This window comes from Alkalibacterium indicireducens, assembly GCF_039522005.1.
GTDB lineage: Bacteria > Bacillota > Bacilli > Lactobacillales > Carnobacteriaceae_A > Alkalibacterium > Alkalibacterium indicireducens.
On record NZ_BAAADA010000076.1, the window covers coordinates 1 to 10,007 of the forward strand.

Below are 10,007 nucleotides of genomic sequence, written 5' to 3' on the forward strand. Positions count from 1 at the left end.
CTTCTTTCTTTTTGTCTACTTTAATTTCTTGCCCTACTATTTTACTTTCCGACAACTATTTTACACATAGAAACTTCACGTGCTGTTCAGTTTCAAAATGAAAAAGAGTGCCTCAAAAAGACACTCTCGAGAATTACCGGTGGCGTGCTTCAGTCACAGCCGTCAGATCGTTGAGCGCTTTGACTACCGCATCGAGCTTATTTTCCATGCGATGAAGCAGCACCAGTGAAATGAAGATAGGAAATCCTACATTAGCAATCATGTCGATCATCGCCGGAAACCAGTCAGTTTCAGACATAACAGTCAGCCTCCTTTCTTCCGTATACAGGTAATAACGGAAAGAAGGGGTAAAGTGTAACCCGATTTGAGGTGGTTAGATATCGGACTGTCTGTTGAGCCTGTAGCCACTGTGATAGACTGGACCGACATACTCATTGAACGCAAAGCCTGCCTGCATTGCTTCAGTCACAAAATGCTTGGCTTTTCTGACCGCTTAGACAGGATCCAGTCCTTTAGCAAGACCAGCTGTTATCTGGATCCATTGTAGCGATCACTGTCAGTGCAGCAATCCCGTAAGTACCATATTCGGCAAAGGTTTTTAGGTCTGCAGCAATTCCAGCTCCTCCGCTGGCATCATTTCCGGCTATTGTTAAAGTAAGTTTTGGTCCAGACATGGTTAGGCCCTCCTTTTTTTATCTATCGTGAGTCTGATGAATCTGTTGCACTTCTGTACTACATTCCTAGTATAATAGGATAAAGGTACTCGAGTAAAGGATAATGGCGGAGAAAAGAAGGAGTGGCATGATACATGGACAAAGGGAGTATCAGAAAAGCAGCGGAATGGCTGAGTAGCAGTAAGTCCATAGCTGTAATCACTGGAGCAGGAGTGTCTACAGAAAGCGGTATACCGGATTTTCGTTCAAGCGGGGGATTATACAATAGGCAGACGAATCTGACTACTCCTCTCGAAGAAGTTCTGAGCCATCATTTTTTTGAACAGGAACCCGCTCAATTTTATACATTTTATAGAAAGAATCTCCTGAGAAGAGAAGCGCAGCCCAATCCGGGGCATGTCTTTCTAGCTGATCTTGAGAAGATTGGGAAAAAAATAACGGTCATCACACAGAATATTGACAGCCTTCATCAGAAAGCTGGAAGCAGTAAGGTCATTGAACTGCATGGGAGTACTGCTCGGGTAGTGTCCCGGAATGGAACGGTTTATTCTTGTGAGGATGCCGTTGAAACGGAGACAGCCATGTATGTCGGCAGGGAATGGGTCAGGCCGGATGTCACGCTATACGGTGAGATGCTTGATCCCGAAGCGATCCGTCAAAGCATTAAGGCCATCAGTCAGTCAGATGTCCTCCTGGTTCTGGGAACGAGTCTGAGCGTGTATCCCGCTGCCGGATTCGTATATGATTTTAAGGGGGATAAAAGCATTCTGGTCAATAAAGGAAGGACCGGACTTTCTTATCCATTCGGCCTGAGTTTCAAAACATCAATCAGTCAATGGGCAGAAGCAGTAAAGAATGAACTGGCATGATCCGACATTATAACTGGCAGAATAGGCCTGAAAGAACAGTCGGAAGTCAGATATGGGGTGTTGGACATGGAGAACAACAGAATAAGAGATAAAATCAGTCAGTATCGACCAGAACCATTAGGCAGACAGAGACGATTTTCTGTCTTTCTGCCACTTATTATTATCGATGGCGAAAAGCATCTTCTATTTGAAAAAAGAAGTCAGAGCGTGTCACAGCCGGGGGAAACCTCTTTTCCCGGAGGAGCTGTCGAAGAGGGGGAAACATACAAAGAGGCCGCAATTCGAGAGACAGTTGAGGAACTGAATGTGAAAGAGAGTCAGATCGATATCTATGGAGAAATCGATTATATCGCAACTCATACTCATATCATTCACTGTTTCGCTGGAGAACTCAGGAACTGTACATTAAAGTCGCTCCAGCCGAACGAGGAAGTGGAGTCAGTGTTCACGATTCCCCTCAATTATTTTCTGACACATCGACCTGAATATCATTATGTGGATCTGATCATGGAACATAAGGAGGATTTCCCATTCGAGCTGATATCCAATGGAGATAAGTACAGATGGACCACCAGAAAGCAGGGCATCCCTTTTTATCGGTTGGAAGGTCAGTACCTCTGGGGATTCACAGCTCAGTTTACTCATCGATTTATAGATATCATCACAGACCGTCAGACGACTGAAATCAAAGGAGAGCAAATATGACTATTAACAAACAGATGAGCTGTAACGAAACAAGGGTCGTTCAGACACACATAGTCCTCCCATCTGAACTGAACGGACACCAGACTCTGTTCGGCGGGAACTTGATGAGTCTGATCGACAATACGGCATCCATGTCGGTTGCAAAGTTTGCCCGTTCAAATTCTCTTGTGACGGCTTCCATGGACGAGCTTCATTTTCTTCATCCAATCAAAGCCAGTCACGCGGTGAGTGTGGAGACCTATGTAACAGGTTCCGGAAGACGGTCGATTGAAGTGTTTACTAAAGTTCTGGGTGAAGACCTGGAATCAGGAGAAACTTATATCGGGGCAACCAGTTTTCTCACCTTCGTACTCGTCGGTTCATTCGAAACAGATCAGCCCCTTCTTCCTGATCTGGTCTGTGAATCAGAGGAAGAACAGAAAGTCTGCAGAGATTACAGTGAAAGAAGGAAGAAACGACTAGCTGACAAGAAACTCAATGAAGAACTGGTTGAAGGGCTGACATTGACGCCGCCCTGGATGAGCTGATTGAATTTTTTCAAGTCGTTATTTAGCCGGAGGTTCCACTATACTGTTCAGAAAAAAAGCCCTCTCCGGGCCTGAACGGTTGTTATTGAACCATCAGAACAGGAGAGGGACGGGCGACATGCCCTTAATCATTCTTATAAATTTTACCACTTAAAACACGAGTGATCGCTTCGGCTACACCATTCTTACGGTTACTTGAAGTAAGATAATTGGCAGCCTCCTTGGCTTCAGGTGCAGCATTTTCCATGGCAACTGAATATTTTGCCCATTTAAGCATGGAGATATCGTTGATGTTATCCCCGATAGTCATAACCTGGTCGGCTTTAAGGTCCAGTTTTCTGGCCAGTTTAGCGACGGCCAGTCCTTTCTGGGCATTCTTATGGTTGATCTCAAGGTTTCGTTCACTTGAAGCAGTGATGGCCAAATCAGGAACCGCCTCATAAAGTTTTTCCTTTAAGGGGTCAAGCAGCGCCTTTCCTTTTTTTGTATGGACCGCCACCTTCAAGACGACAAGACTCTGATCGTTCAGAACGTCGGAGTAGTCATCCACATAAGTGATCGGCATCTCATCTACTCGCTTCTTAGCTGTTTCAAGAGCTTCTTCAAATGTGATATCCGGGTTCATATCTGATAACATGGACGCGAGCATTTCTTCACGCTGATCCTTATTATCGGAGAAGATGCCTTTAGATGTCATCAGCTCTTCGTGAAGTGAGTCGTATTGAGAAAAGATGTCAAGCATCTGTCTGACCGTCTTTTTTTCCAGCCCGATATTGTAGAGAATTTTTCCGGTTTCGTCAAAATACTGGGCGCCATTCTGTGCAATCAGCGGACAGATAATGGTATGCTCCTTGAGCAAAGGCGAAGCCATCGGGTAATCTCTCCCAGTCGCAATAGCAAAATGGATGCCTTGTTCCTGCGCACGCTTGATGGCAGAGGCATTTGCATTGGATATTTCCATGTGTTCATTAAGCAGTGTTCCGTCCATATCGGAAACAATCAGTTTGATCATTCATTTCGTCCCCTTTAATAATCTATCTTTTGTATAGTATCAGTCTAACAAAAATAGAGGACAAAGGGAGATAAATTTACTCAAAAGAGAAAGGAAGTTTACATATGTTGATTCCAGTAGACAATGACTGGACCCCCATTTTAAAAGAAGCTGAACAGACAGAGTCCTATCAGGAATTAAGAGAGTTTTTGAAGAGAGAATACGCTGAGGCAGCAGTCTATCCTGTCGTGGAAGATATCTGGCAGGCATTTGAATGGACACCTTTCAGTGAAGTTAAAGTCGTGATTTTAGGGCAGGATCCCTATCACGGCAGGTATCAGGCTCATGGCCTCAGTTTTTCTGTCAGACCTGAGGTGGATGTACCTCCTTCTCTTAAAAATATGTATAAGGAGCTAGAGAGAGATCTGGGGATTCCTCCAGTCTCACACGGGTATCTGAAAAAATGGGCAGAAGAAGGCGTACTGCTTCTCAATACAGTATTGACTGTTCGAGGAGGAGAGGCGCATTCGCATCGCAACAGAGGCTGGGAAGATCTGACAGACCACGTGATCAAGGCCTTGAGTGAGAGAGAAGAACCGATCGTGTTTCTTCTCTGGGGGAATGCGGCTCAGAAAAAAGAGAAGATGATCGATACCAGCAGACACGTTGTTCTTAAAACCTCTCATCCGAGTCCGTTGTCTGCATATCGGGGCTTTTTAGGGTCAGGCGTGTTTTCAGAAACCAATCGGATTCTTGAGAAAATGGGTTTCGAGCCAGTTGACTGGAGCCTGCCTGAAAACCCGAATGACTAGAATAATTTAATGGCTAAACTGTGAAAACCATAAGAAAAGTGGTATGATTAAGAATGTGGAAAAAACAAATCCTGGAGGGAAAATCAAGTGGAATTATTTGAAAGTCTGAGACAGAACATTCAAGGAAAAGATCTGAAAATCGTCTTTCCTGAAGCGACAGATGAACGTATTTTAGGTGCTGCATTGCGCCTTCATTATGAAAACATTCTTGAACCCGTTCTGATCGGAAAAGAAGAAGACATTTTTGAGGAAGCAAAAGCTCGTGGATATGATCTGAAGGATATCGAAATCATCGATCCTGAAACATACGACAAGTTTGACGAAATGGTAGAAGCATTTCTTGAGCGCCGTAAAGGGAAAGCCACAGAAGATCAGGCTAGAACTCAGCTTAAAGATGTGAACTACTTCGGTACCATGCTTGTCTATCTGGACTATGCAGTTGGCCTGGTCAGCGGAGCGGTTCACTCAACAGGAGATACGGTCCGTCCGGCTCTTCAGATCATCAAGACCCGTCCTGGCGTAAGCCGTACATCTGGGGCATTCATCATGCTACGTGGAAGAGGACAGGAAAAATATCTGTTCTCTGACTGTGCGATCAATCCTAACCCGGACGAGCAGGTCCTGGCGGAAATCGCGGTTGAAAGTGCCCGTACAGCTAAAATGTTCGGTATCGACCCTAAAGTTGCATTACTGAGCTTCTCTTCAAAAGGAACAGCTAATGCACCGGAAGCAGAAAAAGTACGTAACGCAACGAAAATTGCGCAGGAACTTGCTCCTGACTTAGCTATTGATGGAGAGCTTCAGTTCGATGCGGCTTTTGTTCCTGCTGTAGCCCAGCAGAAAGTACCCGAATCAGACGTTGCAGGTGAAGCAACTGTGTTCGTCTTCCCTGAACTGCAGTCAGGAAATATCGGCTACAAAATAACTCAGCGTTTAGGTGGATTTGAAGCAGTCGGACCGATTCTTCAAGGTCTGAACAAACCTGTCTCAGACCTGTCACGTGGATGCGTCGAAGAAGATGTCTATAAAACAGCTATCATCACTGCAAATCAGGCACTGATGAACGACTAATCATACGATCAAAATAGTGTAAAGAAAACAGCTCACTCGAGCTGTTTTTTTTGTTTTAATTAAGAATCATGTAAGATAAGTGGTCGTCACAATAAATTACTCACTAGAGAAAATGAACAGTCAACTTATGACCTCAACTAATAAAAGTAAAATAAAATGGGGATGAAATTAACAAATTTACCTCTTCATATGCTTTCTATTAGAAGAAGTGAAGGATGCAATGTTATACTGGGTTCGACAGTAAGCCTTTACAAATAAGAGAAAGGGAGTAGATATAGCAATGGCTGATTACATTATGGCAATCGATCAGGGAACGACAAGCACGCGGGCAATCATATTCGATAAGGAAGGGGAACCAAGATGGAGTTACCAGAAGGAGATTGAGCAGTCCTTCCCGGAACCGGGTTGGGTCGAGCACAATGCGAATGAAATCTGGTTAAAGACGCTTCAGGTCATTGCAAGTGTCATGATCGAAGCAGGTATTGAGGCAAACGACCTTGACAGTATCGGCATAACAAACCAGCGAGAAACAACAGTCATCTGGGATAAGGAAACAGGGGAACCGATTTACCCTGCAGTCGTCTGGCAGTCCAAGCAGACATCTGATGTTGCGCACCAGCTTGTTGAAGACGGACATAAGGACATGATCCATAAGAAAACGGGTCTCATTGTAGATTCCTACTTTTCAGCGACCAAAATCAAATGGATCCTTGATAAGGTAGAAGGCTCTAGAGAACGGGCGAAAAATGGAGAGCTTCTATTTGGGACTATTGATACTTGGCTTTTATGGAAGCTGACTGGTGGAGAGGTTCACGCTACGGATTATTCAAATGCCAGCCGCACGATGCTTTACAATATTTATGATATGCAGTGGGACTCAGATATACTGGATCTTCTGGATATACCTGAAAGCATGCTGCCGGAAGTCAAACCATCTGCAGGTATATTTGGACAGACTATGGATGCGATCTTTAAAGGCGTTCAAGTGCCGATTGCAGGAATTGCCGGAGACCAGCAGGCAGCTTTATTCGGACAGACTGCTTTTGATAAAGGAATGGTTAAAAATACGTACGGAACAGGTGCCTTCATTATTATGAATACCGGAAAAGAGCCGATTCAGTCTGAGAATGGTCTGCTGACTACTCTGGCATATGGATTGGATAATGAAGTGTATTATGCGCTGGAAGGGGCAATTTTTGTTGCCGGGTCTGCCATTCAGTGGCTGCGTGACGGACTGAGAATGTTCAGAGATGCGCCGCAATCAGAAAACTATGCTACACGAGTGGATACAACAGACAATGTTTATGTCGTTCCTGCCTTTACTGGACTGGGGGCCCCGCATTGGGATCAGGATGCCAGAGGAGCCGTCTTCGGACTGACTCGAGGAACGGAAAAAGAACACTTTATTCGTGCGACACTTGAATCATTGGCTTACCAGACAAGAGACGTCGTGGATGCAATGAATGAAGATGCCGGGCTTAAGACAGAAACGATGCGAGTGGACGGTGGAGCCAGCATGAACGATTTCCTAATGCAGTTCCAGGCTGATATTCTGGATGTGAAGATCGAACGCTCTAAAATCATGGAAACAACCGCTTTAGGTGCAGTCTATCTCACTGGTCTGGCTACGGGATTCTTTAAAGATTTGGATGAAATCAAAGCGAAATGGGATAAATCAGCAACCTTTGAGGCTAATATGGACGAAGAGGTCCGTGAAGATCTATACGAAGGCTGGCAGGCAGCTGTCAAGGCAACTCAGGCTTTCAAATTCAAGCCGAAAAAAGTAAAAAAAGAAGAGTAAGACGGTTAAAAACTTAAGAAAGGAGCTGACGGACGCATGACATTTTCAGCTCAGACCAGAAAAGAGAATATAAATAAGCTGTCATCTGATCAGGTCGATCTGCTGATCATCGGAGGCGGCATCACTGGAGCTGGATTAGCTCTCCATGCCGCTGCCCGAGGCATAAAAGTTGGTCTGATCGAGATGCAGGACTTCGCAGGAGGGACGAGCAGCCGGTCCACAAAGCTTGTTCACGGGGGTCTACGCTATCTGAAACAGTTTGATGTGGAGCTTGTGTCAGAAGTAGCTAAGGAACGGGCTGTTATTGGAAAGAATGCCCCTCATATTGTCCAGCCGGGATATATGCTGATGCCGGTATATGAAGAACCAGGTGCTTCTTTTAATGCCTTCACTGCAGAAGTAGTTCTGCACCTGTACGACTATCTAGCAGAGACTGATGAAGAATGGGCTCATTATATCGTTGACAAGGAAGAGGTGCTTAAGGAAGAACCTCACTTGAAAGAAGAAGGACTTATGGCCGGAGGTTTCTACCTTGACTACACGAATGACGATGCCCGACTGACAATCGAAACGATAAAAAAAGCTGACGAACTGGGGGCCATTATAACCAACTATGTTAAAGCTGAATCTTTCGGTTACGATGAGGATGGAAAGATAAGAACTGTCAGAGCAATGGATACGTTGAACGAGGAGTCCTTTGACATCGATGCGAAAGTCGTGGTGAATGCCACCGGTCCATGGGCGGATGAGACAAGAAAGAACAGGAAGGCATATACTGGAGGCAAAATGTTCCCTACAAAAGGAGTCCATTTCGTAGTGGATCATTCTAAGCTCCCTGTGTCCAGAACCATTTACACAGATACTGGACAGGAAGACAATCGTATGGTCTTCATTATCCCACGTGGCAATAAAACATATTTTGGAACGACGGACACCCCATTTGAGGGGGCGTACGAGGACCCGTCCATCACACAGGAAGACATTGATTACCTCCTGCAGACAATCAATCACCGATTTGACGGGGTATCCCTAACATTGGATGATATCGAATCGAGCTGGGCGGGGCTCAGACCGCTGATTAAGGATGAGAATAATGATGACCCGTCAGGCATTTCCAGAGGACACGAAATCTTTACTGAAGAAGACGGACTGATCACGATTGCAGGAGGAAAACTGACCGATTACCGGCGTATGGCGGAAGACGCCTTTGAAGTCATCGATAAAGCTTTTGAAGAACTGAATGTAAGGTTCGATCAGGTGGACACGAAGACCATTCCGCTTTCTGGAGGAGATGTCGAAAATCCTTTTGCATTCCAGACATTTATAGATCAACACAGTCAAGATGGGACTGATGCAGGTCTGGATCAGACTGATGCACGTTTCCTGGTTGACTGGTATGGGACAAATATATTTAAGGTGTATGAACTGCTGGGTAAGGCTCGCTCGTTCGATATGCCTTTAAAAGATGCCCTGCAGCTGGCGTATGGGCTGGAGCATGAAATGATTTTGTCTCCAGAGGATTTCTTTGAAAGACGCACAGATTCAATATTCTTCAATATAGACCGGGTTATTGAACTGAAAGAATCGGTTATTGATGCCATGCAGAAAGAACTTGGATGGAGTGAAGAAGAAAAAGAAAACTGGTCTGCTCATCTGGATGAAAGAGTAAGAGAAGTATCACTGGAGGAATACAAAAATAAATAAAGCGAGGGATTTATAGTGGAAACAACTTTATTTCAGCAGTTACTTGGTGAGTATTTCGGCACGATGATCCTCATTCTTCTGGGAGACGGTGTGGTTGCTGCCAATGTACTGAAAAAGACGAAATCATATGATAGTGGATGGATCATGATCGGTATAGGGTGGGGGCTCGCCGTAGCTATGGCGGTTTACGCTGTAGGCTGGCTGTCTCCGGCACATATTAATCCGGCAGTGACCCTCGGAATGGCTGTGGCTGGTGAAATTGGATGGGAGATGGTAATCCCCTACACCATTGCACAAGTTGCAGGAGGTTTTACTGGTGCCGTTCTGGTCTGGCTTCATTATATTCCTCATTTCAGAGCTACGGATGATCAGGAAGCTATCCTGGCTGTGTTCTCAACAGGTCCAGCCATTAAAGGATCAAAATGGAATTTGTTATCTGAAACGATTGCGACGATTGTTCTAGTATTCGGCCTACTTGCTTTTACTCAAGGCGATTTTACAGATGGACTGAATCCTCTGATTGTAGGGTTGCTTATTGTGGCAATCGGGTTTTCGCTTGGAGGAACAACAGGGTATGCCATCAATCCGGCCCGTGATTTGGGTCCGAGAATCGCTCACCAGATACTTCCTATAGCTAATAAAGGAGGTTCTGATTGGGAGTATTCATGGATCCCTATCGTTGGTCCATTCATTGGTGGAGCTGTCGGGGCACTCATCTTCCTCGCCATGACGGTCTAATTCCCTGAGTATCTTATCGCTCAATAAAAGACCACTGCTCAATATAAACTGGACCCCATGTCAAGGACAGTTTGATAAAAACCCCTTATAATTTATTATCGCTCCTTCTATGATA

10 protein-coding genes and 1 pseudogene are annotated in these 10,007 nt (G+C 44.9%); 8 read left to right on the top strand and 3 right to left on the bottom strand.

What is annotated here, in order from left to right:
* Window positions 1–133: 133 nt before the first annotated feature.
* Both ABFX15_RS04820 and ABFX15_RS04825 read right to left on the bottom strand, forming a co-directional pair.
* A complete protein-coding gene (locus ABFX15_RS04820; protein WP_346024355.1) occupies window positions 134–298 on the bottom strand; it encodes a YvrJ family protein in 165 nt (54 codons plus the stop codon).
* Window positions 299–521: 223 nt separating this feature from the next.
* Window positions 522–674 (bottom strand): annotated as a pseudogene (locus ABFX15_RS04825) (bifunctional hydroxymethylpyrimidine kinase/phosphomethylpyrimidine kinase); the annotation flags it as partial.
* A 134-nt stretch (window positions 675–808) separates the two neighbouring features.
* Here ABFX15_RS04825 and ABFX15_RS04830 point away from each other — a divergent pair.
* The 3 genes from ABFX15_RS04830 to ABFX15_RS04840 all read left to right on the top strand — a co-directional run bounded on the left by ABFX15_RS04830 (window position 809) and on the right by ABFX15_RS04840 (window position 2,775).
* Entirely contained in the window at window positions 809–1,543 is a 735-nt protein-coding gene (locus ABFX15_RS04830; protein WP_346024356.1) for an NAD-dependent protein deacylase, read from the top strand.
* A 66-nt stretch (window positions 1,544–1,609) separates the two neighbouring features.
* Window positions 1,610–2,248, top strand: a complete 639-nt coding sequence (locus tag ABFX15_RS04835; RefSeq protein WP_346024357.1) for an NUDIX hydrolase — start codon at window positions 1,610–1,612, stop codon at window positions 2,246–2,248.
* Window positions 2,245–2,775: an acyl-CoA thioesterase gene (locus ABFX15_RS04840; protein WP_346024358.1), complete on the top strand. Its 531-nt coding sequence runs from the start codon at window positions 2,245–2,247 to the stop codon at window positions 2,773–2,775. Before ABFX15_RS04835 ends, ABFX15_RS04840 begins: the two co-directional genes overlap by 4 nt.
* Window positions 2,776–2,899: 124 nt before the next feature.
* Here the strand turns inward: ABFX15_RS04840 and ABFX15_RS04845 are convergent, their stop codons facing one another.
* Window positions 2,900–3,787 (bottom strand): Cof-type HAD-IIB family hydrolase, encoded by an 888-nt coding sequence (locus ABFX15_RS04845; protein ID WP_346024359.1) that lies wholly within the window; start codon window positions 3,785–3,787, stop codon window positions 2,900–2,902.
* Between the two features lie 104 nt (window positions 3,788–3,891).
* Between ABFX15_RS04845 and ABFX15_RS04850 the strand changes: the two genes are divergently transcribed.
* From ABFX15_RS04850 to ABFX15_RS04870, 5 genes are all read left to right on the top strand, one after another.
* Window positions 3,892–4,578, top strand: coding sequence for a uracil-DNA glycosylase (locus tag ABFX15_RS04850; protein WP_346024360.1), 687 nt, complete (start codon window positions 3,892–3,894; stop codon window positions 4,576–4,578).
* Window positions 4,579–4,665: 87 nt separating this feature from the next.
* Window positions 4,666–5,649: a phosphate acetyltransferase gene (gene pta, locus ABFX15_RS04855; protein WP_346024361.1), complete on the top strand. Its 984-nt coding sequence runs from the start codon at window positions 4,666–4,668 to the stop codon at window positions 5,647–5,649.
* Between the two features lie 280 nt (window positions 5,650–5,929).
* The gene (glpK, locus tag ABFX15_RS04860; RefSeq protein ID WP_346024362.1) at window positions 5,930–7,450 is read left to right on the top strand and encodes a glycerol kinase GlpK; all 1,521 of its coding nucleotides are present in this window, start codon (window positions 5,930–5,932) and stop codon (window positions 7,448–7,450) included.
* 36 nt (window positions 7,451–7,486) lie between these two features.
* Entirely contained in the window at window positions 7,487–9,154 is a 1,668-nt protein-coding gene (locus ABFX15_RS04865) for an FAD-dependent oxidoreductase (RefSeq protein WP_346024363.1), read from the top strand.
* A 15-nt stretch (window positions 9,155–9,169) separates the two neighbouring features.
* Complete coding sequence (locus ABFX15_RS04870; protein WP_091265690.1) at window positions 9,170–9,892, top strand: MIP/aquaporin family protein; 723 nt, start codon at window positions 9,170–9,172, stop codon at window positions 9,890–9,892.
* Window positions 9,893–10,007: the final 115 nt, after the last annotated feature.